Consider the following 25,607-nt stretch of genomic DNA (forward strand, 5'->3'; position numbering starts at 1 on the left):
TCCTCATCCTCCAATCGAAGCCAGATGCGGGGTCAACCCGGTCTGGCCCTGGTGCAATCCGTGCCCGGCCGCTTTCAGGCCAAGCTGTGTGGTGATGCGTGCCAGCAGCGCGTCCTGGTCGTCGTCGCTCTGCAACAGCGGGCGCAGCGGCACGCCGAATTCTCCGAACAGGCACAGCCGCAGGTCACCCTTGGCGGTCACCCGCAGGCGGTTGCAGCCCGTGCAGAAATCACGCGAGTACGGGGCGATGATGCCCACCGTGCCGCGATGCTGCGGGTGGCTGAACTCGCGCGCCGGGCCGGCATCGGCCGCGCGCGCACGCTCGCTCCAACCGGCTTCGGCCAACTGGTCGATCACGTGTTCGGCGCGCAGATGGTGGCGCTGGAAATAGGCTTCGTTGTCGCCGGTGCGCATCAGTTCAATGAAGCGCACGCTGAAGGGGCGGTCGCGCAGGAACGCCATCCACTGCGGCAGCTCGCCGTCGTTCAGGCCGCGCAGCAGCACTGCATTGAGCTTGATGGCTGGCAGACCCAATGCCTGTGCCATCTCCAGCCCCTGCTGGATTTCCGGCAGGCGGTCATGGCCGGTGATGGTGCTGAAGCGCTCGCGCTGCAGGCTGTCCATGCTCACGTTCAGCGCGGTCAGGCCGGCCCGGTGCCAGCCCGGCAGGCGCCGCGGCAGCAGCGTGCCATTGGTGGTGATGGCCACCTTGCGGATGCCCGGCACGGACGCCACCGTGGCGATGATCTCGTCCAGGTCCTTGCGCAGGCTGGGCTCGCCACCGGTCAGGCGGATCTTGGTCATCCCCAGCATGGCAAAGGCGCGCACCAGGCGCGCGATCTCGTCCACCGCCAGGAAGCGCGGGCGGCCGTCGGCCTGGTAGCCATCGGGCAGGCAGTAACTGCAACGGAAGTTGCAGGCCTCGGTCAACGACAGGCGCAGGTAAGGAAAGCTGCGCCCGAATCCGTCGGTGAGTTGGCTCATGGCTGTTCCACCTCCTGACTCCACCGTGCCGCCGGGCGCCTGAACGGGTTGTCGACCCGAGCCCTCAGAGTGCGCCGGGGCGCTGAAAGCGTCAACCCGGCGCTCGACTGCGGTGGCGCTGGAGGGTACGGCCTTCAACCCTGTCGTTTTCGAACCGGCCGCTACGTCCCGCTTCTTCACCCAACCACGACACCTGTCGCAGATTGCCTGGTCGCGGTGGACCAACGCGGCAGCCAGCGCTGCCAGTACTTAACAGCGTGGTTCAATGCCGAAAGCGTCTTCAATCGCGAGTTATTTACAACTCGTCTGATTGGCATTGCACAGCGACGCGGGCTCAGATGGCGTGCCACCGAAAACGGGTGGCCGGGTTTCGAATCCCGTGTTGGCGTTGAGTGATTGCGCTTGCCAGTCGGCGTCCACATTCCGTGGCGCCGGCTGGCAATCCGTCTGCCGGCTATGGCGGGCGGTGCGTGGGGGCGTTCGCGCCCACCGGCTTGACGTCAACCCGGATTCGAACCACGTACCGTCCGCCACCTCTGTGTGGCGGCTACCGATTGCCTTGAACGGAGCCTCGCCATGAACGGATCTGACCTTCCCCATCGGCACGCCTACAGTGACCCGGCCAACGCCGATGACCTGGCAGAGGCCGTGCCCTGTACGGATGCGAACACCCTGATTGCCAACCTGAAGCGCATCGGCAAAGGCGCCGCCGCCGACGGGCAGCCCTGGCCGGAGCGGCACCAGTTGCCCGGGCGCTGCATGGCGCTGGCCGATGCCGATTGCGCATTGGCCGGCTTGCGGGTGGTGCAGGAGGTGCTGCTGGCGGCAGAGCGGACCCGGCAGAACGGCGAGCCCGAGGATTATGTGGGGGACCGGGTGATGGAAGGGCTGATGCTGGCGTGCCTGGCGCTGAGTGCGCAGGCTGTGGGGCGATTGCAGGTGGAACGGTAAACGCGAACCGTTTGGAATGCACCCTGCGCCTCCAGCGCTCACCAGCGAACGGGAAAAAACCCGTCGATACCACACGCCGCTTTGTCTCCCGCATTCCTCCGACTCAACAATGGCATTGCCCCACGCTCACTCGCCTGTTGCTCTCTTTCCGGATAGAGCAACCAGAAAGATCAGAACAAGGGCGATGCATACCGCCAGGTTGAACAAGAGGATGGGCCGTATGGCGAGGTAGAGCTCACCAACTCCCACAGAATAAGAACCATGATTGGACTGCGAGCCTAGCGCTCTTGCAATGATCTGAATCCACACAAGCGAAGCTATCTGAACCGCAATGATTCCAATCGCGGAGAAGAGCCGTCTGGTGTGAGTTCTGCCGACCATTGCGGAATAAGCGAGCACCGAGAGGGCCGCATAGAACACAACCAACACCCAGGTCATAACCCCTCCCCTTTGGAAGCTACAGCGCCCACGCACCCTGTGCTCGCTGGGTTTTGATCAGAACTTCCCTGGCGCGATGAAGCCAGTCCACTGCGCTTTGGCAAGCCACGGTCGACACTGTCTTTCATTTCCGGCATGAATCCAGCAGGCCCATGTAGCGATCATACGATCCAATGGCGCTGACCCGATGCTCGAGCATCAGCTCATGCTCCAACATAATGGGCGACCTGTACTGACGGAAACGGAGCCGTCCTCCCCCATCCAGACGTTCACATACGAATCTGGCGGAGGCATGCGATTGATCGACGATCCCGCAGGGAGAATCTCCCAGTTGGTGATCGAGCCCCAGACTGTTTTATGAATCAACCTGCGACCATCCAACCCCCGTCTGGCAAGCTCGGCAACAACCACGTCAGGAGGGTGGCGATATGCATCGCATTGCCTGCCGCTCCTTCGAAGCGTACATCCCACACTGGACAGCCCTCTCTGGACGACATTCCGTGCGGATGAAGACGGATTCCCCATATAGGCACGAGTATAGACAGCGGAAGCGGTTGCCGATCCTGTTCGGGGTCAGATCCTCTTTCCAATCAGATCCTCATTCCAAAATGTGTCCCGCCCCACATCCGTGATAGCGTGCACCATCACACTCTCCAACAGGTGCAAGGATGCGCAGCAGGATTGGATATGGCCTGGTCATCACCTTCGCCTTCCTGGCGACGGACGCGCCGGCAGCACCGCCTGCCGCAACTCCCGGCGAGCGGGCCCAGGACTTCGTGCAGACACACGCGATCTCGGCGCGCTGCCAGAAGATCCTGCCTGGCCTGAAACTACAGCTGCAGGACGGCCGCGAACGGTGGCTGTCGACCTTCGAGCCCACCCAGCTTCAGGCGGCGCAGGCCTACGCCGCCAGCAAGGAGGGAAAGAGGCTCGGCAAGGAGGTCGAACGTGACGCCTCCCGAGCCTTCGGCCGCAATACGCTGTCTGCCGCCGCAACCTGCATCAGCCTTCTGGGCGAGTATTCGCCGGCCCATCCGCTGCCGACAGGCTCGGCAATGCCGGCCGAGAGAGTGCAGCATTACATGTTCCATTTCACGCCAATGGCACTGGCAAGGCTGCAATGCGCGCGCCTGGACGGAATCGATGTGGCAACGCAGGCGGACGGCTCGGAGACCTGGCAGTACCGGGACTGCGGCCGGGTGGAAACCGTGCGCATGGCGCCGGTTGGGCAATCGTGGTCTATGACCGATGCGGATCGAAACCGTCTTTTCGAGGCCTTGACCCAGTAGGTCGCGAGACAAGGCATGGCAGCAATGACGTTCCGAGAACTTGCCAGAAGCAGCAGCATGAGGCTGCCCATCCTCTTCGCGCTCTGCTTGATACTCACCTCCTGTGATCTGGTAATGGACAGCTCCTACGCCACGAAGCAGGAAGCCGTTGACGCCGAAATGATTGCCAAGGGCTGGATTCCTGCGTGGGTGCCCCAGGAGGCGACCGACCTGCGTGAGGTGCACGACCTCGATTCAAACGTGAGCGCGCTTGCCTTCAGCAAGCCCCGCAGCAAGCAGTTGTTGTTGCCGTCTGGTTGCCGGCCCGTCAACCACAGCGCTACCCAGCCGGCACTGTTCAATCGGAGCTGGTGGCCGAGTGATGCCGCTCTGAAGCGCGCCTACACCTTTTTCCGTTGCGAGCCCGAGTTCGACAAGTCGGTATTCGTCGCAACAAGCAGGACCGGCGATCATGTGCTCTTCTGGCGCACGTACGCTCGCTGATGCGCATGCCCGCCCTCCCCTGCAACCCGACACTACAGATGCACACTCCAGGAACGGTCCTCACCACCCTCGCCCTTTGCCTGTTGGCCAGCTTTCCGGCTTGCGCAGAGCAAAGCACCTCTGGCGACGTGGAAGCGATCGAACAGGTGATCGAGTCCTTCCGCACCTCGCTGATCAACAAGGACAAACCGACCTACATGAGCTTGTTCTTTTCGGACAAGCCGGAAGACATCGGCTGGCAGTTCGTGTCCGAGGACCGGCGATTGGCAAACATCCGCAGGACCAAGCCTGATGCAATCAAGGCACGCAATATTCCGTCGAACAACTTCATCTCGCTCATCGATGAGGCAGTGGCCACGGCAGAGCCACGGGAGGAGAAGTTCTTCAACGCGAAAATCGATACAGATGGCGATGTGGCATCGGTGTCGTTCGACTACAGCTTCCACGCCAACGGCGTGAAGGCAAACTGGGGCCGGGAAATGTGGCAGCTGGTCCGCACCGAGCGGGGCTGGAAGATCTTTTCAGTGATCTATTCGATACGTGACAAACGAAGTTCTGCAGAGAGCTGATGCTCCGCTTCAGCCAAGCAACGTCAGCCAGTCACCATCAACCACCACGCGCAGCAGAATCCTGCCCACGCAGCCGCGCCGCAAAATACCGCGTAGGCGACTGCCCCAGCGCCTTCCTGAACATCGTAATGAACGCCGTCACCGACTCGTAGCCCAGGCTTTCAGAAACCCGCTGCACCGCCGCGCCGCCTGCAAGCTCGCGAATTGCAACCAGCAGATGCAGCTGCTGTCGCCAGCGTCCGAACGACAGACCGGTTTCCCGATCAATCAACCGCGTCAACGTGCGCTCACCCAATGCCAGGCGTTTGGCCCATTCACTGATGGTGCTGCGATCGGCCGGATTGGCCGACAGCGCCGCAGCCAGCGCACGGATCTTGGGGTGATCGCTCACCGGCAGGTACAGCCGCTCGGCCGGCATCTGCACCAGTTCGTCCAGCAGCACACGCGCCAGTCGATCGGTGTGCCCGCCGCGCGGGTAGTCGTGCGGCGCATCGGCCAGGTGCAGGATCATCTCGCGCACCATCGGCGAGATCGACAGCGTCACGCAGTGCAGTGGCAGGTCGGCAACGCCTGGCTCGACGAACAGATAGCACAGGCGCGCGTTGGCGGTCGCGCGGTTGCTGTGCGGCATGCTGCCGGGAATCCACACGCCGCACTGCGGCGGCACGATCCACAGCGCATTGGCCACCTCGCAGGTCACCGCGCCATGAAGTGCCAGGATCAGCTGCCCTTTCCGGTGGTCATGCACCGGAATCTCAGCATCGTGGTCGGCCACCTGCAGGCGACTGGCCACTGCCGGCCGATCCGTCGCGTCCGGGTCCAGATCAAAGCCAGGCAGAGAAATGCGAGTCATTCTCGATGACCGGATTCAGCGATAGATTGACATTATAGCGAAATTCGGTGGAGGGGCTCGCTGAATACGATGGCGGCATGCACATCCCCGCCCCCAACCGCCCTTGGCTTTCGCGCCCCATCGCGCTGTTGACGTCGCCCGCGTTGAAGGTCGACCGCGAAGCGGTACTGTTCTCGCTCAAATGCCTGCTCGCCGCGATCCTCGGGCTGTATGTCTCGCTGCGCATTGGCCTTACCCGCCCGTTCTGGGTGATCGGCACCGTCTACTTGGTGTCGCAGCCGATGTCCGGCGCGACACTCAGCCGTGGCCTGTTCCGCCTGATGGGAACGGTCGGCGGTGCGGTTGCTACGGTGCTGCTGGTGCCGCGGTTCGCCAACGCGCCGATGGTGTTGAGCCTGGTGCTGGCCGCCTGGATGGGCCTGTGCCTGTACCTGGCCATGCTCGACCGCACACCGCGTGCGTACGCCTTCCTGCTGGCCGGGTACACCACCAGCCTGATTGGTTTCCCGGCGGTGATGGTGCCCGATGACGTCTTCACCATCGCCATCACCCGCGTGCAGGAAATCTCCATCGGCATTCTTGCGGCGACGCTGGTCCATGGCCTGCTGTTGCCACGCCGGGTCTCGCCGCGTGTGCACGCGCGCGTGGCATCGATCCTCGCCGATGCGGAGCGCTGGACGCGGGACATGCGCGCTGGCGCAAACGAGACGGTACTGGCTGCGGATCGCTCCAAGGTAGCCGCGGATCTCCTCGACCTGCACACGCTGTCCATCCACCTGCCGTTCGACAGTGTGCACGGCGTCGCCCAGGTTCAGATCCTGCGCGCACTGCATGACCGGATGCTCGATGTGCTGATGCTGTCCAGCGCCGTGGACGAATCACTGGCCCAGCTGCGCGCGCAGCCCGCCGGCACGGTGCGCACAGCATGGCCGGACCTGCTGCGTACAGATCTCTGCGCACGTCAGGCCGAACTCGATGCTGCGCATCACGACTGCCGGTTGCTGGAAGAGCAGCTGCACACTGCCCGCCCGGACTGGCGCCGGCATGTGCCCGTGCACCTTGCCGGGAAGGCGAACGGTCATGTGCTGCATCGTGACCACCGGATCGCCCTGCGCAGCGCCTTGGGCGCCTTCGTTGGCATCGTACTGGCCTGCGCGCTGTGGATCGCTACTGCGTGGTCCGACGGTGCAACCGCCGTCTCCATCATCGGCACCGCCTGCGTGCTGTTCGGAACCACCGAGGCACCTGCCGGGCATGTGATGCGCTATCTGATCGGGTCGATCATCGGCGTGGTCATCGGGCTGTTCTACGCGCTGGTGATCTTTCCGGGTCTGTCCGATTTCGTCGGTCTGGCCATGGCACTGGCGCCGGCACTGCTGGTGTGTGGCTCGTTCCTCGCCCGCCCGCCGTTCATCATGGGCGCATTGGGGGTAGTGCTCACCTTCCCCCTCATCGCCGGGTTGGGCGCCACCAATGCCACCCACATCGCGGGCGCACTCAACAGCAGCGTAGCGCTGTTCGTGGGCACGGCGGCGGCGCTGTGCAGCATGTCGCTGTTGCAGACGCTGGACAGCAATCGCAGCCGCGCGCGCCTGCAGGATGTGATCCGGCGGGACATCGCACGCCGCGCCGCCGGGCAGGTGCGAAATGCCAGCGACTGGACAAGCCGCATGGTGGATCGGCTTGCGCTGCTTGCCCCTCGCCTGCGCGGCCATCCGGACGCAGCCCCCACGTTGCGGACGCTGTTTGCGGACATGCGCGCGGCCAGTGCCGTGGCCGAACTGCGCGTAATTGGCGGGGCGTTCACTGACCGCCGCAGCCGCGACTGCCTGGCCCAGTTGCTGCACAGCGCGTCTGCCCACTTCCGTATCCGTACCTCCACATGCCGCACAGTGGATACGCCGCTGCTGGAATCACTCGAGCGCACACGCGAGGTGATCATCGCTGGCAACAACGGCGCATCCAAACGTGTTCTTCCGCTGCTCTGCGGCCTGCGCCGTGACCTGATCGCTCCGTTGATCGTACATGGGGACTGAGTCGATGTTCTCCGATATCTCCATTGACGGCGTCTTCGTTCCCGGGCTGCTGGCGGTGGCGCTCATCGCGCTGGCGCTGTCGATGGTGGCCTCGCGGCTGCTGGCAAGCCTCGGGCTGTACCGGCTGTTCGCCTATCGCCCGCTGGTGGGCCTTTCGCTGTTCGTGATCCTGGAGGAGCTGCTGATCCAGCTCGCGCCCCTGCTTGAGAAACTGAAATGAAGCACTTGTTGAGTGTCATTGGCCGCTGGAGCGCAACGCTCTGCCTGTTCGCCGTTGCCGTCATCGCGGCCCTGTCCCTGTGGAACCGCTACGAAACGCAGCCGTGGACGCGCGACGGCCGCGTGCGCGCGGATATGATCCGCGTGGCGTCGGACATGGGCGGGCTGGTCACCCAGGTGCTGGTGCAGGACAATCAGCGGGTGAAAGCCGGGCAGCTGCTGCTGGTGCTGGACCAGCCACGCTACGCCGCCGCGCGGGACAAGGCCGATGCCGCAGTGAACAGCGCGCAGGCCACGCTTGCCCTTGCCCGCCGTGAATCGAAGCGGGACATCACGCTGGGCAACCTGGTGGCTTCGGAAACGCGGGAGCGCAATGCCGCCAAGGTCGATACCGAAGTGGCCGGCCTTGCACAGGCCCGAGCGGAGCGGCGGGTGGCGCTGCTGAACGTGCAGCGCACCGAAGTGCGCGCCAGCGCCGATGGCATCGTCACCAACCTGGACCTGCACCCGGGCGACTTCCTGCAGCCGGGTGCCCAGGCGCTGGCACTGATCGACAGCGCCAGCCTCCGGGTCGAAGGCTATTTCGAAGAAACCAAGCTCAACTGCATCAACGAAGGCGATGCCGCTGTCGCCCGCCTGATGGGCGATGTCCGCGACGTGCATGGGCATGTGGAGAGCATCGCCGCCGGCATTGCCGACGATCAGCGCGCGAGCACCCACAACCTGCTGCCATCGGTTGCGTCAACATATACCTGGGTGCGGCTGGCGCAGCGGATCCCGGTGCGTATCCGCTTGGACGACGTGGCACCGGATACGCGCCTGATCGTCGGCAGAACCGCCAGCGTGACCATCACTCCGCGCACGCAGGGAGCCTGCAAGTGATCGGCACCGCATCACGCGTGGGTGTGCTCGCCTGTGCGCTGTCGCTGGCCGGCTGCGTGTCCGGCCCGGACTACACGCTGCCGGCCAACGCGGTTGCCGCCGCCCCGGCAGCTCGCCGCGCATTCGTATCGAGCCACCAAGCGGCCTACGCACAGGCCGAGCTGCCGGACCGCTGGTGGCAGCTGTATGACGATCCACGGCTTGATGCCTACGTCAGCGAAGCACTGCGAGCCAACACCGATCTGCGCGCGGCTGATGCCAACCTGCGCCGCGCCACGGCGATGGTGCTGCAGTACCGGGCCGAGGGCTCGGCAAGCACCGACGCAGATGCATCGGCCACGCTGGACCATGCCGGGGGATACACCTCGCCCACCTCGCCACCGCAGGTATATGCGCTCGGCATCCATCTGTCCTACCCCTTGGACCTGGCGGGTGGCATCCGCCGAGGTATCGAAGCAGCCAGCGCCGATGCAGAGGCCGTCGCTGCGGCACGTGACCAAGTACGGGTGGTGGTCGCCGCCGCCGTCACCCGCGCTTATGTCGGCATCTGTTCGACCAACCTCACCCTGGCGGCGACGCAGCGTGTGCTCGATACGCAGCGCGCCACGCTGGACGCCACCACGCGCTTGGCGGCCGGCGGGCGCGGAACCGAATTCGACGTCAGCCGGGCGCGCGCGGCGGCCAATCGCAGTGCGGCGGCGGTGCCGCATCTGGTTGCCGAACGGCAGGCGGCCCTGTTCGCGCTGGCGGCGCTGATGGGACGCGTACCAGCCGACTATCCGCAGGACGTCGCCAACTGCCAACAACCGCCGCGCCTGCAGCAACCGGTTCCGGTCGGCGATGGTGGCCAGCTGATCCAGCGCCGCCCGGATGTCCGCGCGGCCGAGCGCAGCCTGGCGGCCGCCACCGCGATGATCGGCGTGGAAACGGCAGCCCTGTACCCACAGGTGAGCATCGGCGCGTCCGCCGGCACGGCAGGTTCATTCAAGCAGCTGCTGAGCAGCGACAGCCTCGGCGCGTCCTTCGGACCGCTGCTGTCGTGGCGCTGGCCGAACCGCCGCGCAACCCGGGCGCGGATCGATGCGGCCGGCGCCAACGCCGATGCCAGGCTGGCATCGTTCGATGGCGTGGTGCTGGACGCGCTGCGGCAGACCGAAACCGCGCTGTCGGCCTACGCACAGGAGATCGATCGCGAGCACAGCCTTGCCCTCGCCCGCGACGACGCGGCACGTGCCAGCGATCAGGCCGGGCAGTTGTACCAGTTCGGCAGGATCGACTTCATCGACGTGCTGTCTGCCGAGGCCGCGCTGGCCGATGCAGAGTCTGCCCTGGCAGCATCGCGCGCGCAGTTGGGGGATCGTCAGGTGGATCTGTTCCTGGCGCTGGGTGGGGGCTGGGCGGGACCGGCTGCCGCCCCGGAATCGACCACGCTGGTCGCGCCATAGAACACTGCCGCATTTCCATTGCCTGCGGTAGAGTGGCGCGGACCTGGCGGGGAGCGCTGGGCACAACCAGGGATCACTTGAATGATGTACGCCAAGCAAGGCCGTACCGTTCCTCTGTGCGTGGCCGCAGCCATCATGGTCTTCGGTGCCACCGGCTGCACGTTGAAGAATCCGGCAATGTTGGGGAGCGCGCGGCTTCCGGCCGAACAACAGGTGGTCATCTCTGGGCAGGGAATCTACCCCGAACGCGAGTTGGCGCTGAATGTCTTCACCATCGATGGTACGTCGGTGAATGGACTGCGCACGCCCAGCTACCACCTGCCGCCGGGGCAGCATACCTTTAGCGTGCAGGCGACCTCCGAACTGCGCGCGGGTTCGGAGATGGGAATGCTGACATCCAGCATGAAGGTCGCCAGGTTGGAGGTCACGATAGACACCGTGGCTGGCCACACCTATGTGCCCAATGCACGCACGCGCGACGGCCGCATTGCGATCTGGTTCGATGACATGGGACCGGCCTACCCACAGGAATGCCTGCCGTTCTATCGCATCGCTGCGATACGGCCGATCCTGGCGATGTATCGGCACAAGAAGACCTGCAACCTGACCCAACCCGCCGTGCCACCTGCATCGAAGCCGCCTGCGCCGAAGGACATTTCGCCATCGCCGTCGCTGATGCACTATATGAAATGGTAGTCAGCCATCACCGGTACCCAAGCGTGCAGACCTGCAACGGACGCGCGTTGCTGTGCCACGAAACATCCACCAAGCAGGTTCATTCAAGCAGCTGTTGAGCAACGACCGTGTCAGCGCATCCCCGGACCGCTGCTCACACGTATCGCGGCCGAATCGTCGCGCAACCCAGGCGCGGGTGGATTCTGGCGGGCACAACGCCGATGCCGCGCCGGCATCGTGAGCGGCTGGACTGTGAAACCAGCCGCTCCCGCACTGCCATCGATGTTGCGGCCCTGGGCTTACTTCGGCATCAGCACCGAATCGACCACATGCACCACGCCATTGGACTGCCTCACGTCGGCGGTGGTTACTGCAGACTTGCCGCCTTTGGCGTCGACCACCCAGACCTTGCCATCCTGCAGCTTCACCGTCAGCGCTTCACCCTGCACCGTTTTCAGCGTGCTGCTGCCACCGTGGCTGCGCGCTGCTGCGGTCAGCTGGGTGGAGGTGTAGGTGCCCGGTACCACGTGATAGGTCAGGACCTGGGTCAGCTTGGCCTTGTTTTCCGGCTTCAGCAGCGTTTCCACGGTGCCTGCGGGCAGCTTGGCGAACGCTTGGTTGTCGGGAGCAAATACGGTGAAAGGACCCTTGCCGCTGAGCGTGTCAACGAGCCCGGCCGCCTTCACCGCAGTCACCAGGGTGCTCAGGTTCTGGGCGGTGGAGGCGTTTTCGACAATGGTCTTGTTCGCGTACATCGGCACGCCACCCACCATCGGGTTGTCGGCGGCAAAGGCGGCCGGGGCAATTGCGCAGGCAACCGCGACGGTGGCGGCAAGGGTCAGGCGCTGGATCTGGGTACGCATGTTCGTGTCCTCGTTGATCGCCCTACCGGGCTGGGAAATGCGCAGCATTCGCTGCCGTCACTGCACCACCTTGCAGCCATGCGGGAATGCAGGGCATCCGTAGCAGCAGGGAAGGAGCGTTGCGTGCATAAGGGCATACGCCGCAAGCCGATGACCGGATGCATCGCCTGGCGCTGGGGTAGTGAACGGTTCAACAACGTGCACAGCGCGTCGCGAGCGCCATTTCCCGGCCGCAGGCTACCAGTCACCGGCTGCGGGCGTGTGTTGATGGTCCGCGCATTCAACCCTGGCGAACAGGAACATGGCCGCCCGCACACTTGCATCGGGCGTGCAGCGCGGCGACGATGCGATTCGGTTTAGGGGAACCCTGCATGGAATTGCTGACACTCGATCATTTCGCCCGCCACGTTGATCAGACCTTCTCGGCAGTCATCAACGACGGCGAGATTCCATTCGTGCTTGTGGAGGCACGGGCGCTGAATCCATCGCAACTGCCGCCAAGTGCGGCGCGGGCGCCTTTTTCGCTGCTGTTCCGCAACAGCTCGGCCTTCCTGTTTCCGCAGCAGATCTATCTGATGCGCCATGCCGACATCGGTGAAGTGGGGATTTTCCTGGTGCCGGTCGCGCGTGAGCAGGCCGGATTCCTGTATCAGGCGATCTTCAACTGAGAATGTGCCCCGCCGACAAGCGTGCGGTGGCGTGTCGCCGGCTCAGTCCGGCGCCCAGCGCAGCAACAGATGCGAGCCCTGGTCGTGGATTACGGTAAAGCCTGCGCGCCGGTACAGGCGCTGCGCAGCAACGTTGTCGGCCTGCACGTGCAGGGTCATGCCGCGACCCAGCGCAGCGGCCTCGCCCTGGCTGTGAGCAATCAGGGCCGCGGCCACACCGTGACCGCGCTCACCGGGAAACAAGCAGATATCGACGATCAGGTGATCCGGCGCACTGCGCTGCAGGTAGTAACGGCCCACCACTACGCCGTGGCGTTCGATGGCCAGGAAATCAGAGTCGCTGTAGTGCGCCTGGTAGTGCTGGTGCTGCAGTGCGAACTGGCTATCCAGAAACGCGCGCTTGCTCGCTTCGGGCCAAGGCACTGGCGCCAGTTCCTCCGCGCGGGTGCTGGCATACAGTTCGCGCAGCCAGCTCAGGTCATCGTCGCACAGTGGCCGCAAAGCGTACCCGCGCTCGCCAAGGAGCGCGGGGACGGCCAGGTGATCGTTGCGGCCCGCCGGAAACGAAGTGAGCTGCGACATCGCTTGCATGTTGTCAGCCAAAGCTGGGGAACACCCCCTCCAACGCGATGCAGAAGTTCGTCGCGAGGTAGGGCTGGCGGTTTTCGTGGGGCTGGCCGCCGCCAGACGGACCGATCATGTTGGGACTGAACTGCGTATTGGCGGTGTTGCCGGGCACGAAGGGTGAGCCCGACGTAGGCAGGCCAAGGTAGTTGCCCGCTGCCGGGACGCTGGTGCGCTTGCTCTCGGCAGGTTGGTTATAGATGGTCAGGGAGTGACTGTGCGACGGCATCTCGTTCTGGGTCAGCGTCACCCCATTGCTGCCGAAAGCCTCGCCGATGCTGTGCGGGGTCAGGCCAGGGCCTTGGCCCTGCTGGGTGGCTGCGCGGTTGACGAAGTTGGGCAACTGGAACGTCGTTTGTCCGTCGCCGCCATACTGAGTGCCCAGCAGCGAGAACAGGGCGGTGTTCTGCCGGATCGCCAAGGTGGCGCCATTGCAGCTGGCCCAGCCCTGTGGCGCGAAGTTGAAGCCGAACAACTGGATTTCGCCGATGAAGGGTTCGGTCATGGTCGTGTCCTGGAGGCGGGTATGCGCGGGTTGCGGCTCAGCTCTGCGACGGGAAGATGCCCGCCCACGCGATGCAGAACTGCACCGTGAGCGTAGGCATCTGGTTGTCGTGCGGCTGGTTGCCACCCGTGCTGACAACTGCATTGGGCGACATGACCGCAGCATTGGCGCCGGTGATGTCGGTGACATACATGGTTTCGCCCGAGAGCGCCGCCGGCAGCACGGCAGTGCCGACCGCGCCGGTGGTTGCCAGCGCCGTGGTTGCCATCAGCGATGGCGTGTGCTGCGGCAACTGCGTCTGCAGCAGGGTGACACTTTCAGTGCCGGCCTTCTGCCCCATTACATAGTTGCTCAAGCCCTGGCCACGGCCCTGATGGATCGGCACGCGGCCGCTCAGGTCGGGCACGCCGAACGTAGTGACGCCGTCACCGCCGAACGTGGTGCCGATCAGGGTATACAGCACTTCGTACTCGGCAATCGATTGAAGCGAACCATTGCATGCGAACCAGCCGTTGGGCACGCGTGCAAAGCCGAACATCCGGATTTCTCCGACGTAAGGGGTGCTCATGATTAACTCCTGTAGTGGATGCCGGGCGGTTCAGCCGCGTGACGGATAGATGCCGGACAGCGCGATCACGAAACTGATCACGGTGTAGGGCTGCAGGTTCGAGTGTGGCTGATTGCCCCCACCCGCCCCCACGCCCTGCAGTGGCACCAGGGTGCCGCTGGCGGGTCCGAAAATCGCGCTGCCATTGGTGCCGTACAGGCCATTGGTGGGATTTCGCGCCGTCCCCGCGCTGGTGGTGCCATTGACCACAGGACTGTGGAGTGGCACCTGCGTGCCCTGCAGTGTCACGCTTTCCGCACCCGCAAGCTGGCCCTGGACGTAAGGTGCTGGGCTCCAGTTGGGATCCACCGAACTGCCGGCACCAACCGGGGTACACGACTGCATGTTGGGCAGGGCGAAGTTGGTGGTGCCGTTACCACCGTATTGGGTGCCCAGCAGCGAAAACAGCGCCTGATTCTGGGCAATGGATAGCAGCTGTCCGTTGCAGAGGGCGAATCCCCTGGGTGCGAACGCAAACCCCGTGAGCATTATCTGCCCGAGGAAGACTTCGGTCATACCTTTTCCCCCGAAAGGTTGGTGGCACGGACATCATGTCCGGTGCGGGAGTAACTCTGGCTCACACGCCGAGGCCGGCACAAGTAAAACTTTTGTGCAATTTCAACATTAATGCTTCATGAACCATGCGGCACTTTCTTTTTTACCATGAATGCTGCTTGAATGGTCGCCAGCAGTTCGCAAGGGGTGCGGTCCGGGGAAAATCCCGGTTACCGCGGACAGGGGTTAAGTCTCGCCACATTGACTCGAAAGCCCTGGGGCATTCGAGCCGGTGCGGTGCCAACAGGGGCAGGACATGCATCAGTCATCGGCGCTACGCGTGGAGACGCCGCGTGCGCGTTCGCACGCTTTCTTTTCCTGGTTCTGCTCCTGGATCGCTATCGCGCTGTTGTGCGCGGGCAGTCTGTGGCCGCAGCCAGCGGCCGCCGCGCCATCGACCTTCTGCCCAACGCTGAGCATGTCAGTCGCCAACAGTGGCTCGCAGACGCTCAACATCAACAACTGCCATGGCGGCTTCGGCATCTCAGCAGGCACGGCGAGCACCCCGCACGGCACCCGCACCGTGGGCGTGCAATCCGGCGCCAACCTGCCGCTCACCTACACCCACAACGGCGACAGCGCCTCCACCGATACCTTCGTCATCCAGGACGACTTCGGCGGTGACATCACTGTCACCGTAACGATCGCTCCGGCGTCGGCCATCACCCTCGTCGCCACGCCCGCGGTCAACCTGACGGTGGGCGTGCCTTTCAGTACCAGCCTCAGTGCAAGTGGCGGCACCGGCCCCTATACCTACAGCCTGGACAGCGGCTCCATTCCGCCGGGGCTGAGCCTGAGCGGAAACACCATCAGCGGTACGCCGACCCAGCGCGGCGCCTACGCCTTCACCATCCGCGCCACCGACAGCGCCTCTGCCAGCGGCGTGCGCGCCTTCAGCGGTTCAGCAGCCAACCCGACCCTTGCCATCGCGCCGTCGACGCCCTCTGCGGCGCAGGGCCTTGCCTACTCGGTGACCTTCACTGCCAGCGGCGGCGTGCCCGGCTACACGTTCGCGTATGAAAACGGCACCCTGCCGCCCGGCCTGAGCCTGAGCGGCGCGACCCTGAGCGGCACGCCCACCACCCAGGGCAGCTACACCTTCGGCATCCGCGTTACTGACAGCAGCACCGGCACCGGCAGCTATGCCGAGGTCAAATCCGTGACCCTGCAGGTGATTCCACCGCCGACCATCTCGATCAGCCCGGCCACCGTTCCGGGCGCAACCGTCGCCGTGGCCTACAACCAGACTCTCAGCGCCAGCGGCGGCACTGCGCCGTACAGCTTCGCCATCACCGCAGGCGCTCTGCCCGCAGGGCTGGGCCTCAACACCGGCACCGGCGCACTGACCGGTACGCCGACCGCGGCCGGCACCTTCAACTTCACCGTGACCGCAACAGACGCCAATAGTTTCAACGGTTCCCGCGCCTACACCCTGGTGGTGGCGCCGCCGGTGATCCTGATCGCGCCGTCCGCGCTGACAGGCGGCACAGTCGGCGCGGCCTACAGTGATACCTTCATTGCCAGCGGCGGCATCCCCTCGTACAGCTATGCGATCACTGCCGGTGCCCTGCCGGCGGGGTTGACGCTCAATGGCAGCAGCGGCGTCATCAGCGGTACACCCAGCGCAGGCGGCACCTTCAACTTCACCGTTACCGCCACCAGCAGCAGCACCGGCGTCGGCGCCCCGCACAGCGGCTCGCGTGCCTATTCGACGACGTTCCTTCCGGCCACGGTCCTGTTGCCGGCCACCACGCTGGCCAACGGTACCCAGAACACGGCGTACAGCGCCACGTTGAACCCGGCCAGCGGCGGCACCTCGCCGTACTCCTATGCGTTCACCGCAGGCGCCCTGCCAGCGGGCATGACGCTGAACACCGCAACGGGCGCATTGACCGGTACACCTACCGCATCGGGCACCTTCAATTTCTCCGTGACCGCAACCGACAGCAGCACCGGCACCGGGCCCTACAGCTCCGCGCCGCGCGGCTATACGCTGCAGATCATCAACACCCCGCCTGTCGCCAATCCGCTGTCGGCGAGCGTGGCCTACAACAGCAGCGCCAATCCGATCACGCTGAACATCTCTGGCGGCGTGCCGTCCTCGGTGGCCGTCGGTACCGCGCCGCTCCATGGCAGTGCGAACGCCAGCGGCACCTCCATTACCTACCAGCCCACCGCGGGTTACTCGGGCCCGGACAGCTTTACCTACACCGCAACAAACACCGCCGGCACCTCGTCGCCCGCCACGGTCAGTGTCACTGTCGGCAACCCGACCATCACCGTGACTGCGGGTGGCCCCATGAGCTCGCAGGTCGGCGCCAGCTACAGCCAGACGTTCACCTGGAATGGCGGCACTGCACCCTATAGCGGCTTCACTGTCACCGGCCTGCCAGCAGGCCTCAGCGTTGGTGGCACTACCGCCACCAGCGTGACCGTAAGCGGCACGGTGAGCGCGGCGGGCAGCTTCAGCCTCGTCGCCACTGCCACCGACAGCAGCACCGGCACCGGTCCGTTCACCACCGGCCAGGGCTTCACGCTGACCGTTGGCGCGCCGACCCTGAGCATGACCCCGGCGCCGGGCAACCTGCCGATGAACTACGGCACCGCCACCACCATCAACTTTGCCAGCAGCGGCGGCACCGCGCCGTACAGCTACGCACTGGCGGCCGGCTCGTTGCCGGCGGGTGTGAGCTTCAACTCGGCCGGTGTGCTCAGCGGTACGCCGACCGCGCCGGGCAACTACAACATCGCCGTGCGTGCCGCAGATTCAAGCACCGGCGCGGGTGCGCCGTTCTCGCTGCAGCAAAACTACACCATCGTCGTAGGCCTGCCGACGATCAGCATCGATCCGCCCAGCCTGCCCAACGGCAGCGCTGGCGTGGCCTACAACGCGCAGTTGAGTTCCAGCGGCGGCATAGCGCCATACAGCTACACGCTGCTCAGTGGTGCGCTGCCGACCGGCGTGTCCTTCACCTCTGCAGGCACCCTGTCCGGCATCCCCCGCTCCGATGGCAACTTCAGCATCACGTTGGGTGCCACCGATTCCAACGGCCAGACCGCCAGCCGCGTGTACACCTTCACGATCACTCCGGCGACCGTGGTGCTCGCACCGGCCCCCCTCGCAGGCGGCGCAGTCGGCACCGCCTACTCACAAAGCCTGAGCAGCAGCGGCGGTATTGCGCCCTATACCTACGCGATCGTCTCCGGCGCCCTGCCCCCCGGCATTGCCTTCAGCTCAGCGGGCGTGTTCAGTGGCACGCCGGTCACGGCCGGCAGCTACACCGTGGTGGTGCGCTCCACCGACGACGCCGGCTACAACGCTACCCAGAGCTACACCATCGTCATCGCCAATGCGGTGCCGGTGGCTGTGGACGACAGCGCCACCACGCCGTCGCAGCAGGCGGTGACCATTCCGGTCGCCGCCAACGACAGCAGCGTGATCACCTCGATCGCTGTGGCCAGCGCGCCAGCGCACGGCACTGCCACGGTCAGCGGCATGAGCGTTGTCTATACGCCATCCGGCACCTACTTCGGCGCCGACAGCTTCACTTACACCGCGACCGGTCCGGGCGGCACTTCGGCGCCGGCGACCGTGTCGATCACGATCACCGCTCTGCCCGTGCCTGCGGGCCAGCCGCGCGCGGCCGTCACCACCGTGGCGGGGCAGCCGGTGACCATCGACACCACGGTGGGTGCCACCGGCGGTCCGTTCACCGGCGTGACGCTAGTGATACCGCCGGCAACCGGAACCACGACCGTGACCGGCACCAACATCACCTACACCCCGCTGGCCACCGCCTCGGGCACGGTGAGCATCGTCTACACATTGAACAACGCCTATGGCGCTTCGGCTCCGATCACCACCACGATCACCATCAATCAGGTGCCTGTGGCGGTCTCGCGCCGGGTCAGTGCAAATGCGGGCGTTGCGGCGGTGGTCGAGCTGACGACGGATGCAACGGGCGGTCCGTTCACTGCGGCCACGCTGGTGTCGCTGTCGCCGGCCAGTGCGGGCACGGCCACCGTCGCGCCTTCCGGCAGCGGTGCCAGCGCGGGCTATCGTCTGACCTTCACTCCGGCGGCCACCTTCGCCGGTACCGCCACGGCCACCTTCACCCTGAGCAACACGTTCGCGACGTCGGCGCCGGCGACCATCGACTTTGATGTAATCGGCCGACCGGACCCGACCCTGGACGCGGAAGTGATGGGAATGTTGGGCGCACAGACCGCTTCCACGCGGCGTTTCGCCACTGCCCAGATCGGCAACTTCCAGCGCCGCATGGAGGGCCTGCATGGTGCTGGCAGAGGGGAGCGCTTCGAGAACGGGCTGAGCTTCGGCGTCGACCGCGACCGTCGCTGCCAGGATGAGGTGCGACGCATGCCCGGCGGTGACTGCCGCCAGGTGACCGCGCTGGACGAATCTGCGCTGAGGGACGATGTTGTTGTCGCGCCCAGTGTTGGCGAACGCGGCAACCGTAGCGGCGGGGCCGATATCGGCGCCTTGACCCTGTGGACCGGCGGCTCGATCAACAGCGGCGATCGCGATCGCCGTTCGGGCAGCGCCGGCTTCGACTTCCAGACCAGCGGCATCAGTGCCGGCGCCGACACCCGTGTGAGCCAGGCCTTCGCCTTCGGCGGCGGTATCGGCTACGGCCGCGACACTACCGACGTCGGTCACAACGACACCCGCAGCCACGGCGAGAGCTACACCCTGGCCGTGTACGGCAGCTATCACCCGGGCCAGTACTTCTTCGTTGATGGCCTGCTGGGCTACCAGTTGCTGTCGTTCGACTCGCGCCGCTACGTGACCGCCAATGGTGCGATGGTGCAAGGCGACCGCGACGGCAAGCAGTGGTTCGCCTCGCTGTCGGTCGGCGGCGACTACCGCCGCGACCGGTTGTCGGTGAGCCCGTACGCGCGCCTGGATATGGCCCGCGCCACACTGGATGGCTACGCCGAACGCGGCGACGCGATCCATGCGCTGCGCTACCAGGACCAGGATGTGGACACCACGACCGCCAGCCTGGGCCTGCGCATGGACTATCGCTTCCCGGTGCGCTTCGGCACGCTCTCGCCACAGTTGCGGCTCGAATACCAGCACGACTTCCAGGACGCCAGCTCGGTGACGATGGGCTACGCCGATCTGCCGGGCGGGCCGTTCTACCGCGGCGAAATCGATGGGCTCAAGCGCAACCGGTTCGTGTTCGGTCTGGGTGCGGTGCTGCAGACTGAGCGCGACTTCAGCCTGCGGATCGAGTACCGCGGCCTGTTCGGCAGCAGCGAAGACACCGACCACGGTGTGCAGCTGAACCTGGAAAAGAAGTACTGATCACGTGGGGCGCGGCGACGCGCCCCACCCTCCCGGCAACGCCGGGCCTGCACGTCGCAGATACGGGCAATGGCCTGCAGCAGGTTGCCCATTGGTGCATCCTTGCAGCATGCAGCCCACACCCGAAACCATCGCACGCGTCAAGGAAGTCATCGACGCATGGAGCAACCCCGCCGAGGTCGCCGCCTTCGCGCTGAAGCGACGAGGATTTGGCGATTCGAACGGAGGCTTCGGCGTCGTGTATCCCCATAGCCTGGACGAGTACCAGCGTGAGGTGGAAGGGATGTTAATCCCCGACGGTCACGTCGAGCTCTACGGCTTCTGGGGACCGGCGCACGGCGGGTACGAGTTTCTAGTAGCCGAGAAACTGTACCTCGCCATTCTTGCCGATTACCTGCAGTCGCTTGGACGGGTGGACGAAGCCGACAGCCTGCGCCTGCAGGCCGAAGGCATCGGCTGATCCTGCAGCCGTTGGAAGTCGCCGGGCATGGGCCCGGCGCTACGACGCAGCCGTCAATTGGCCAGAGCGAAATCCAACCCCGCGCACACCGCCGCCACCTGGGCGTCGTTGCATTCCTGCGGGTTGGTGCGCGGGCTGTCCGGGTACACCTCGGTGGTGGTGGCATACAGCGCATCGGTGAAGCCGGCACATGCACCAATCGAGCGCGACTCGCCCCACACCACGCCCAGCGACTGCAGCGGCATGCCCACCAGATTGCCTTCGGCGTCGGCCGGGGCAATGTGGGTGATCGGCGCCACGGCGGCGATCAGCGCCTTCTGGAATTCGTGCTGCGGGTCTTCGCTGTTGCCGATCACATAGAAGCCATCGGGAATGGTGTCGCGCTCGAAGGGCTTGCCATCGCGGGCACAGCGGGCCGGGTCGAACTCGTGCAGATCGCTGTCGGTGGTCTCGTGCAGGTCCAGGTGGACCCGGATGTTGGCCTTGCGTTCGGCCACCCAGCGCATCAGCGAGGCGGCTTCCTCGATCAGGCCGCCGTCACGGAAGCTGCGGTTGGGATCGATGGCATTGGGATTCCAGCGCTGGATGCGCTCATAGCCCCACGGGCTCACGCACGGGGCCACGATCAGGTTGAAGCGGCCCAGGTATCGCTCGGCGTGCTGCTCCAGGAACTGCAGGGCGCCATGCACGCCGCTGGTTTCGTAGCCATGCACGCCGCCGGTGACCAGCGCGGTCGGCAGGGCCGGGTTCCAGTCGTGGTTCACCACCGCAAACAGCGGGTAGTGGTCCGGGGCGTAGTCCAACTGGCCGTACTGCACCACGTCGAAGCGCTCGTCCAGCCGTTCCAGCGCGGTCACCACGTCTTCGTGGTAGCTGCGCTGCCGCTGCTGGCGGGCCCGCCACTGCGCGCGTTCGGCGTCGCCCCAGGGCTGTCCGGGGGTGCCGATCGGGTAGAACTGCGCAACGGTCATCTCAAGCTCCAGAAGTCGGGGTGCGGTGGTACAGCCGACCATTTTAAGCCTTGTGGCCCGATCGGTGCTGCCCCTCGCCCCCGCCTTCATACGGCCGGCCTCATCTGGTTGTAAAATCAACGGTTTTTGGCCCCCACCCCCTTGATGGCGAACGCAGCGCAGCCGGTCGTGGATGGACCGGACTTCCTCCGTCTGCTCGCCCGTCTCAGCGACGGCGCGATGCCGGCCTCCAGTCCCGCCCTGACCGATCGCCTCGGCCAGTGGGTGGACTGGAGCCGTGCCGTGGCCCTTGCCGGGGCGCTGGATGGCCGCCTGGCTGAACCGGCCGAGGCCGCCGAAGCGCTGGATGATCTGCTGGCCGATTGCGCCCAGGCCGAAGCGAGCCTGTTGGCCTCGCTGAGCGAGGATGCCGAGGCCGAGCGCCTGCTGGACCTGGCCGAGGCCGCCGCCGCGCCGAACTTCGCTTCGTTGCGGCAGCGCTACCGGGTGCTGCAGCAGGCCATCCAGACCGCTACCGGCCGTCTGCGCGGCCGCCTGCGCGACCAGCTGGTGCAGGCGTCACCGGAGCTGGCGCGGCTGGCCGAGGTCGATGCGGTGATGGAGCAGACCTTGAGCCCGCGCGAGCACAGCCTGCTTGCCACCGCCCCGGCGGTGCTGGGTGCCCGATTCGAACGCGTGCACGGCCAGCCCGGCTGGCGCGCGTCCTTCCGCCACGACATGCGCACGCTGCTGCTCGCCGAGCTGCAACTGCGCTTCCACCCGATCCAGGGGCTGCTTGCCGCCCTGCGCTCACACTGACCGGAACACCATGTCCAGAACTGTTTTCCACGTCCTTGTCTTCCTTGCTGGCCTGCTGGCCGTGTGCTGGATCGGCGTCGGCTATGTCTCGGTGCACCCGCTGGGTGCAGCCGTGGCAGCGATCATCGCAGCCTGCTACATCGCCGGTGGCGTGGAGCTGTACCGCTACCGGCAGGCCAGCAATGGCCTGCGCGCCGCACTGGCTGACCTTTCGCTGGCCAAGGAAAGCCTGGCACCGTGGCTGGAGCGTGTGCCGCTGGGCCTGCGCAATGCCGTGCGCCTGCGCGTGGAAGGCGAACGCACCGCCCTGCCCTCGCCGGTGCTGACGCCCTATCTGGTAGGCCTGCTGGTGCTGCTGGGCATGCTCGGCACGCTGCTGGGCATGATGGACACCCTGCGCGGCACCGGCCTGGCGCTGCAGAGCGCCACCGACATGGCGGCCATCCGCGGCTCGCTGGCCTCGCCAGTGCAGGGGCTGGCGGTGGCCTTCGGCACGTCCATCGCCGGCGTGGCCAGCTCGGCCATGCTGGGCCTGCTGTCGGCACTGCTGCGCCGCGACCGCCTGCAGGTGGTGCAGCAGCTGGACCGCGCCATCGCCACTGACCTGCATCCGTATTCGCAAGCCTGGCAGCGTGCCGAGTCGCTGCGCCTGCTGCAGTCGCAGTCTGCGGCGCTGCCTACGCTGATCGATCGCCTGCAGGCGATGACCAGCACCTTCGAACAGCACAGCGCGGCCGCCAATGAGCGCCTGCTGGCCGGTCAGGCCGAGTTCCTGACGCAGAGCCAGGCGTTGCAGGAACGCCTGGCAACCTCGCTGCAGCAGTCGCTGCGCGAGGGGGCCGAAGCCAGTGCTGCGGCCATTGGTGGCGCGCTGCAACCGATGGCCGAAACCACCTTGGCCGGTCTGGCCAGCCACGGCCAGGCGCTGCATTCGCGTGTCGAACAGGCCGTGCAGCAGCAGTTGAATGGTCTGGCCGAGGGCTTCGAGCGCAGCCGCGTGGCGACCGAAGCGAGCTGGGCCAGGGTAGTGGCCGAGCAGACCGGCGCGCAGCAGGCGCTGGTTGCCGAACTGCGCCAGCATCTGCAGTCCTTCAGCGAAGGCCAGAGCACGCAGGGTGAAGCCCTGGTGGCACGCATCGGCGAGCGCCTGCAGGCCGATGCCAGCAGCAACGCCGAGGCCTGGCGCGCTGCTGCCGAACAGCAGCATGCATTGAACAGTGAACTGGTCGAGCGCCAGCAGCAGGCGCTGCTGCATGCCGGCAGCCATCTGGATGACCGTGCGCAGGCGCTGCTGCATGCCCTGGATGAGCGCCACGCCGCCGGCCAGTCGCTGCTGCAGGAACACGAGCAACAGCGCTTGCAGGATTGGCAGGCCGCACAGGCCGCCACCGCCACGGCGCATGCCGAACTGCAGGCGGGCCTGGATGCACGCGAACAGCAGCGCCAGCTGCGTTGGGACGCGGTAAGTACCGAGCTGCAGCAGGCGCACGCGGCGTTGCAGGCCCAGCTGCTGGCAGGCGACGAGCAGCGCCTGCAGCGCTGGAGCGACGCTTTGCAGAGCGTTTCGGCCGATCTCGCCGAGCGCCTGCAGGCCAATGGCCAGCGCCTTGCCGAACAGCAGCAGCAGGTCTGCGACACGTTGGCACAGACCGCGCAGCAGATCGGCGAGAACGGCCGCGCCCAGGCCAGCGCCACGCTGGCCGAAGTGTCCACCCTGCTGCAGACCGCCGCCGAGGCGCCGAAGGCCGCCGCCGAGGTCATCAACGAGCTGCGCAGCACCCTGTCCGAAAGTCTGGTGCGCGACAACGCGATGCTGGAAGAGCGCGGTCACCTGCTGGCCACCGTGCAGACCCTGCTGGAGGCGATCAACCACGCCTCGCACGAGCAGCGCACCGCTGTGGATGCACTGGTCGGAGGCTCGGCCGAACTGCTGGAACGCGTCGGCAACCGTTTCAGCGACCATATCGCGGCCGAGACCGGCAAGCTCGATGGCATCGCCACGTTGCTCAATGGCAGTGCCGGTGAAGTGGGCCAGCTCGCCGGCACCTTCGCGGCGGCCGTCGAGCAGTTCGGCACCGCTTCGGCAGAGCTCTCCGGACGCCTGGAGCAGATTGGCGGTGCGCTGGACGCCTCGCTGGCGCGCAGCGATGAGCAGTTGGCGTACTACGTGGCGCAGGCGCGCGAGGTGGTCGACCTCAGCCTGCTGTCACAGAAACAAGTGATGGAAGAACTGCAGCAGCTGGCCGCGCGCCGCGGCAAGGCCGGCAGCGCATGAGCGACGAGCTGGAGGTCGACGGCGGCTCACACGCCCCGATCTGGGCGGCATTCGGCGATCTGATGTCGGTGCTGCTGGGCGCGTTCGTGCTGATCCTGGTCGGCGTGGTCGCCGTACAGCTGGAGTTGTCGCAGCGCCTGGACCAGGAGGTCAAGCAGCGCCAGGCCGAAGCCAAGCGCCTGCAGACGCTGGAGCAGGCGCTGGCCGGCCCGCTCGCCGCCGGCCGGGTGACGCTGGTGAATGGCCGCATCGGCATCAGCGGCAGCGTGCTGTTCGCGCTGAACTCGGACCAGCTGCAGCCGGAAGGCCAGGAGCTGCTGCGCAGCCTGGCCGCGCCGCTGGCGGCCTATCTCGGCACGCGCGAAGAGATCCTGATGGTCAGCGGTTTCACCGATGACGCACCGGTGCGGGAAGGCAACCGCCGCTTCGCCGACAACTGGGAGCTGTCCGCGCAGCGCTCGCTGACGGTGACCCGTACCCTGATCGCCGACGGCGTACCGGCCGATGCGGTGTTCGCCGCGGCGTTCGGCAGCGAGCAGCCGGTCAGCTCCAATGCCAACGAAGATGGCCGCGCGCGCAACCGCCGTGTGGAGATCGCGCCGATTCCCAAGCCCAAGGCTGCTGCGCCGGGCGAGAAGAACGGCAATGGCAGCTGAGTCCTCGCCTTTGGAGGGATTGCGTGCCCTGGTGCGCGACCTCGACAGCGGGTCGCGATCGCTGCTGCACTACCCGCAGGTGCCGATGCTGGACGACGTGCGCCGCGAGTGGTCCGAGCTGCGCAGCGAACTGCAGGTGCGCCGCTCGCTGCGCACCGAAGCCCCGGCCGACGGCGGCCCACTGAACTCGGCAGTGCTGGTGCAGCGCATGCTGGACACGATGCAGGCGACCAGCCCCGGGTATCTGCGCCACTTCATCGACTATGTCGATACGCTGTCGTGGCTGCAGGCGTTGCTGGATGGCGCCGCCAGCAGCGGTGACTCAGCAAAGCCCAAGCGCACGCGCAAGCCACGCAACGCGGGTTGACGGATAGCGGTAGTGCCGGCCGCTGGCCGGCAGCCTCATGAACCCTCCGCAGCATCCCGCAGTTGCCGGCCAGCGGCCGGCACTACCCGCGCGTGATGTCCGCAG

At 66.0% G+C, this 25,607-nt stretch carries 24 protein-coding genes; 16 read left to right on the forward strand and 8 right to left on the reverse strand.

Annotated elements, in window-relative coordinates; genetic code table 11:
- Positions 1-3: 3 nt before the first annotated feature.
- A complete protein-coding gene (gene moaA / locus AC1DKR_RS01750) occupies positions 4-984 on the reverse strand; it encodes a GTP 3',8-cyclase MoaA (protein WP_478030712.1) in 981 nt (326 codons plus the stop codon).
- A 576-nt stretch (positions 985-1,560) separates the two neighbouring features.
- Between moaA and AC1DKR_RS01755 the strand changes: the two genes are divergently transcribed.
- The 4 genes from AC1DKR_RS01755 (at position 1,561) to AC1DKR_RS01770 (ending at position 4,714) form a co-directional block, all read left to right on the forward strand.
- Positions 1,561-1,935 carry a hypothetical protein gene (locus AC1DKR_RS01755; RefSeq protein ID WP_478030714.1) on the forward strand — a complete coding sequence of 125 codons (375 nt, stop codon included), beginning with the start codon at positions 1,561-1,563 and terminating at the stop codon, positions 1,933-1,935.
- Positions 1,936-3,041: 1,106 nt separating this feature from the next.
- Positions 3,042-3,662, forward strand: coding sequence for a hypothetical protein (locus AC1DKR_RS01760; RefSeq protein ID WP_478030716.1), 621 nt, complete (start codon positions 3,042-3,044; stop codon positions 3,660-3,662).
- Positions 3,663-3,719: 57 nt separating this feature from the next.
- Positions 3,720-4,145, forward strand: coding sequence for a YbbD-related protein (locus tag AC1DKR_RS01765; RefSeq protein ID WP_478030718.1), 426 nt, complete (start codon positions 3,720-3,722; stop codon positions 4,143-4,145).
- Between the two features lie 38 nt (positions 4,146-4,183).
- Positions 4,184-4,714: a nuclear transport factor 2 family protein gene (locus AC1DKR_RS01770; RefSeq protein WP_478031198.1), complete on the forward strand. Its 531-nt coding sequence runs from the start codon at positions 4,184-4,186 to the stop codon at positions 4,712-4,714.
- 37 nt (positions 4,715-4,751) lie between these two features.
- On the opposite strand, the gene AC1DKR_RS01775 is transcribed toward AC1DKR_RS01770, so the two are convergent.
- Positions 4,752-5,567 (reverse strand): AraC family transcriptional regulator, encoded by an 816-nt coding sequence (locus AC1DKR_RS01775; protein ID WP_478030720.1) that lies wholly within the window; start codon positions 5,565-5,567, stop codon positions 4,752-4,754.
- 77 nt (positions 5,568-5,644) lie between these two features.
- On the opposite strand from AC1DKR_RS01775, the gene AC1DKR_RS01780 reads away from it, so the two are divergent.
- The 5 genes from AC1DKR_RS01780 to AC1DKR_RS01800 all read left to right on the forward strand — a co-directional run bounded on the left by AC1DKR_RS01780 (position 5,645) and on the right by AC1DKR_RS01800 (position 10,845).
- Positions 5,645-7,603 carry an FUSC family protein gene (locus AC1DKR_RS01780; RefSeq protein ID WP_478030722.1) on the forward strand — a complete coding sequence of 653 codons (1,959 nt, stop codon included), beginning with the start codon at positions 5,645-5,647 and terminating at the stop codon, positions 7,601-7,603.
- A 4-nt stretch (positions 7,604-7,607) separates the two neighbouring features.
- A complete protein-coding gene (locus tag AC1DKR_RS01785) occupies positions 7,608-7,823 on the forward strand; it encodes a DUF1656 domain-containing protein (RefSeq protein ID WP_478030724.1) in 216 nt (71 codons plus the stop codon).
- A complete protein-coding gene (locus AC1DKR_RS01790; RefSeq protein WP_478030726.1) occupies positions 7,820-8,704 on the forward strand; it encodes an HlyD family secretion protein in 885 nt (294 codons plus the stop codon). The genes AC1DKR_RS01785 and AC1DKR_RS01790 overlap by 4 nt, the downstream gene beginning before the upstream one ends.
- Entirely contained in the window at positions 8,701-10,149 is a 1,449-nt protein-coding gene (locus AC1DKR_RS01795) for an efflux transporter outer membrane subunit (RefSeq protein ID WP_478030728.1), read from the forward strand. Before AC1DKR_RS01790 ends, AC1DKR_RS01795 begins: the two co-directional genes overlap by 4 nt.
- Positions 10,150-10,230: 81 nt before the next feature.
- Complete coding sequence (locus AC1DKR_RS01800) at positions 10,231-10,845, forward strand: hypothetical protein (protein ID WP_312787429.1); 615 nt, start codon at positions 10,231-10,233, stop codon at positions 10,843-10,845.
- A 278-nt stretch (positions 10,846-11,123) separates the two neighbouring features.
- On the opposite strand, the gene AC1DKR_RS01805 is transcribed toward AC1DKR_RS01800, so the two are convergent.
- The gene (locus AC1DKR_RS01805; RefSeq protein ID WP_478030731.1) at positions 11,124-11,687 is read right to left on the reverse strand and encodes a fasciclin domain-containing protein; all 564 of its coding nucleotides are present in this window, start codon (positions 11,685-11,687) and stop codon (positions 11,124-11,126) included.
- Positions 11,688-12,058: 371 nt separating this feature from the next.
- Between AC1DKR_RS01805 and AC1DKR_RS01810 the strand changes: the two genes are divergently transcribed.
- Positions 12,059-12,355, forward strand: a complete 297-nt coding sequence (locus tag AC1DKR_RS01810) for a DUF6916 family protein (RefSeq protein WP_025874322.1) — start codon at positions 12,059-12,061, stop codon at positions 12,353-12,355.
- A 42-nt stretch (positions 12,356-12,397) separates the two neighbouring features.
- Here the strand turns inward: AC1DKR_RS01810 and AC1DKR_RS01815 are convergent, their stop codons facing one another.
- The 4 genes from AC1DKR_RS01815 to AC1DKR_RS01830 are packed head-to-tail and all read right to left on the reverse strand — an operon-like array spanning position 12,398 to position 14,607.
- Complete coding sequence (locus AC1DKR_RS01815) at positions 12,398-12,937, reverse strand: N-acetyltransferase family protein (RefSeq protein WP_478030734.1); 540 nt, start codon at positions 12,935-12,937, stop codon at positions 12,398-12,400.
- Between the two features lie 13 nt (positions 12,938-12,950).
- Positions 12,951-13,484 carry a phage tail protein gene (locus AC1DKR_RS01820; RefSeq protein ID WP_447945213.1) on the reverse strand — a complete coding sequence of 178 codons (534 nt, stop codon included), beginning with the start codon at positions 13,482-13,484 and terminating at the stop codon, positions 12,951-12,953.
- A gap of 37 nt (positions 13,485-13,521) precedes the next feature.
- Positions 13,522-14,052 (reverse strand): phage tail protein, encoded by a 531-nt coding sequence (locus AC1DKR_RS01825; RefSeq protein ID WP_478030736.1) that lies wholly within the window; start codon positions 14,050-14,052, stop codon positions 13,522-13,524.
- Between the two features lie 30 nt (positions 14,053-14,082).
- Positions 14,083-14,607, reverse strand: coding sequence for a phage tail protein (locus AC1DKR_RS01830; RefSeq protein ID WP_033831298.1), 525 nt, complete (start codon positions 14,605-14,607; stop codon positions 14,083-14,085).
- Positions 14,608-15,064: 457 nt separating this feature from the next.
- Between AC1DKR_RS01830 and AC1DKR_RS01835 the strand changes: the two genes are divergently transcribed.
- Positions 15,065-19,975, forward strand: coding sequence for a putative Ig domain-containing protein (locus AC1DKR_RS01835; protein WP_478030739.1), 4,911 nt, complete (start codon positions 15,065-15,067; stop codon positions 19,973-19,975).
- Between the two features lie 109 nt (positions 19,976-20,084).
- Complete coding sequence (locus AC1DKR_RS01840; RefSeq protein WP_478030741.1) at positions 20,085-20,435, forward strand: hypothetical protein; 351 nt, start codon at positions 20,085-20,087, stop codon at positions 20,433-20,435.
- Positions 20,436-20,488: 53 nt separating this feature from the next.
- Here the strand turns inward: AC1DKR_RS01840 and AC1DKR_RS01845 are convergent, their stop codons facing one another.
- Positions 20,489-21,406 (reverse strand): M14 family metallopeptidase, encoded by a 918-nt coding sequence (locus tag AC1DKR_RS01845; RefSeq protein ID WP_025874316.1) that lies wholly within the window; start codon positions 21,404-21,406, stop codon positions 20,489-20,491.
- A gap of 144 nt (positions 21,407-21,550) precedes the next feature.
- On the opposite strand from AC1DKR_RS01845, the gene AC1DKR_RS01850 reads away from it, so the two are divergent.
- The 4 genes from AC1DKR_RS01850 to AC1DKR_RS01865 are packed head-to-tail and all read left to right on the forward strand — an operon-like array spanning position 21,551 to position 25,502.
- The gene (locus AC1DKR_RS01850) at positions 21,551-22,204 is read left to right on the forward strand and encodes a DUF3348 family protein (RefSeq protein ID WP_032975341.1); all 654 of its coding nucleotides are present in this window, start codon (positions 21,551-21,553) and stop codon (positions 22,202-22,204) included.
- Between the two features lie 10 nt (positions 22,205-22,214).
- Positions 22,215-24,479 (forward strand): DUF802 domain-containing protein, encoded by a 2,265-nt coding sequence (locus tag AC1DKR_RS01855; protein WP_478030745.1) that lies wholly within the window; start codon positions 22,215-22,217, stop codon positions 24,477-24,479.
- Positions 24,476-25,135 (forward strand): OmpA family protein, encoded by a 660-nt coding sequence (locus tag AC1DKR_RS01860; RefSeq protein ID WP_025874313.1) that lies wholly within the window; start codon positions 24,476-24,478, stop codon positions 25,133-25,135. Before AC1DKR_RS01855 ends, AC1DKR_RS01860 begins: the two co-directional genes overlap by 4 nt.
- Positions 25,125-25,502: a DUF2894 domain-containing protein gene (locus tag AC1DKR_RS01865; protein WP_478030747.1), complete on the forward strand. Its 378-nt coding sequence runs from the start codon at positions 25,125-25,127 to the stop codon at positions 25,500-25,502. Before AC1DKR_RS01860 ends, AC1DKR_RS01865 begins: the two co-directional genes overlap by 11 nt.
- Positions 25,503-25,607: the final 105 nt, after the last annotated feature.

The sequence above is a fragment of the Stenotrophomonas sp. 01N47 genome, assembly GCF_056399165.1.

Excerpts from the sequence above, each read along its gene's own strand:
- AC1DKR_RS01830 (WP_033831298.1), bottom strand. The coding sequence starts at position 14,607 with ATGACCGAAGTCTTCCTCGGGCAGATAATGCTCACGGGGTTTGCGTTC.
- AC1DKR_RS01815 (WP_478030734.1), bottom strand. The coding sequence starts at position 12,937 with ATGTCGCAGCTCACTTCGTTTCCGGCGGGCCGCAACGATCACCTGGCC.
- moaA (WP_478030712.1), bottom strand. The coding sequence starts at position 984 with ATGAGCCAACTCACCGACGGATTCGGGCGCAGCTTTCCTTACCTGCGC.
- AC1DKR_RS01820 (WP_447945213.1), bottom strand. The coding sequence starts at position 13,484 with ATGACCGAACCCTTCATCGGCGAAATCCAGTTGTTCGGCTTCAACTTC.
- AC1DKR_RS01760 (WP_478030716.1), top strand. The coding sequence starts at position 3,042 with ATGCGCAGCAGGATTGGATATGGCCTGGTCATCACCTTCGCCTTCCTG.
- AC1DKR_RS01865 (WP_478030747.1), top strand. The coding sequence starts at position 25,125 with ATGGCAGCTGAGTCCTCGCCTTTGGAGGGATTGCGTGCCCTGGTGCGC.
- AC1DKR_RS01755 (WP_478030714.1), top strand. The coding sequence starts at position 1,561 with ATGAACGGATCTGACCTTCCCCATCGGCACGCCTACAGTGACCCGGCC.
- AC1DKR_RS01835 (WP_478030739.1), top strand. The coding sequence starts at position 15,065 with ATGTCAGTCGCCAACAGTGGCTCGCAGACGCTCAACATCAACAACTGC.
- AC1DKR_RS01765 (WP_478030718.1), top strand. The coding sequence starts at position 3,720 with ATGAGGCTGCCCATCCTCTTCGCGCTCTGCTTGATACTCACCTCCTGT.
- AC1DKR_RS01825 (WP_478030736.1), bottom strand. The coding sequence starts at position 14,052 with ATGAGCACCCCTTACGTCGGAGAAATCCGGATGTTCGGCTTTGCACGC.
- AC1DKR_RS01810 (WP_025874322.1), top strand. The coding sequence starts at position 12,059 with ATGGAATTGCTGACACTCGATCATTTCGCCCGCCACGTTGATCAGACC.
- AC1DKR_RS01780 (WP_478030722.1), top strand. The coding sequence starts at position 5,645 with ATGCACATCCCCGCCCCCAACCGCCCTTGGCTTTCGCGCCCCATCGCG.
- AC1DKR_RS01845 (WP_025874316.1), bottom strand. The coding sequence starts at position 21,406 with ATGACCGTTGCGCAGTTCTACCCGATCGGCACCCCCGGACAGCCCTGG.
- AC1DKR_RS01850 (WP_032975341.1), top strand. The coding sequence starts at position 21,551 with ATGGCGAACGCAGCGCAGCCGGTCGTGGATGGACCGGACTTCCTCCGT.
- AC1DKR_RS01790 (WP_478030726.1), top strand. The coding sequence starts at position 7,820 with ATGAAGCACTTGTTGAGTGTCATTGGCCGCTGGAGCGCAACGCTCTGC.
- AC1DKR_RS01840 (WP_478030741.1), top strand. The coding sequence starts at position 20,085 with ATGCAGCCCACACCCGAAACCATCGCACGCGTCAAGGAAGTCATCGAC.
- AC1DKR_RS01855 (WP_478030745.1), top strand. The coding sequence starts at position 22,215 with ATGTCCAGAACTGTTTTCCACGTCCTTGTCTTCCTTGCTGGCCTGCTG.
- AC1DKR_RS01775 (WP_478030720.1), bottom strand. The coding sequence starts at position 5,567 with ATGACTCGCATTTCTCTGCCTGGCTTTGATCTGGACCCGGACGCGACG.
- AC1DKR_RS01800 (WP_312787429.1), top strand. The coding sequence starts at position 10,231 with ATGATGTACGCCAAGCAAGGCCGTACCGTTCCTCTGTGCGTGGCCGCA.
- AC1DKR_RS01860 (WP_025874313.1), top strand. The coding sequence starts at position 24,476 with ATGAGCGACGAGCTGGAGGTCGACGGCGGCTCACACGCCCCGATCTGG.
- AC1DKR_RS01770 (WP_478031198.1), top strand. The coding sequence starts at position 4,184 with ATGCACACTCCAGGAACGGTCCTCACCACCCTCGCCCTTTGCCTGTTG.
- AC1DKR_RS01785 (WP_478030724.1), top strand. The coding sequence starts at position 7,608 with ATGTTCTCCGATATCTCCATTGACGGCGTCTTCGTTCCCGGGCTGCTG.
- AC1DKR_RS01805 (WP_478030731.1), bottom strand. The coding sequence starts at position 11,687 with ATGCGTACCCAGATCCAGCGCCTGACCCTTGCCGCCACCGTCGCGGTT.